Source organism: Glycomyces sp. L485 (assembly GCF_022548875.1).
Taxonomy (GTDB): domain Bacteria; phylum Actinomycetota; class Actinomycetes; order Mycobacteriales; family Micromonosporaceae; genus Glycomyces.
Window position 1 is genome coordinate 1 of record NZ_JAKZEW010000108.1, and the last position, 392, is coordinate 392.

The 392-nt window shown below is 70.4% G+C and carries 1 pseudogene; it reads left to right on the forward strand.

The window, feature by feature from the left end:
• Positions 1-392: pseudogene (locus tag L0U85_RS20210) on the forward strand (xyloglucanase); the annotation flags it as partial.

The following is a 392-nucleotide window of genomic DNA, read 5'->3' on the forward strand; positions in this document are numbered from 1 at the left end:
CTACGCCCGGACCGACATCGGCGGGCTCTACCGCTGGCAGGAGTCCTCCCAGACCTGGAAGCCCCTGCTCGACTGGATCGGCTGGGACGACTGGGGCCACACCGGCGTCGTCTCGGTCGCCACCGACCCGGTCGAACCCAACCGGGTCTACGCCGCCGTCGGCACCTACACCAACGACTGGGACCCCGAGAACGGCGCCGTCCTCTACTCCGACGACTACGGCGACACCTGGGGCGTCGCCGAACTCCCCTTCAAACAGGGCGGCAACATGCCCGGCCGCGGCATGGGCGAACGCCTCGTCGTCGACCCCGCCGACAACTCGACCCTCTACCTCGGCACCCCCTCCGGCAACGGCCTCTGGCGCTCCACCGACCACGGCCGCAACTGGTCCA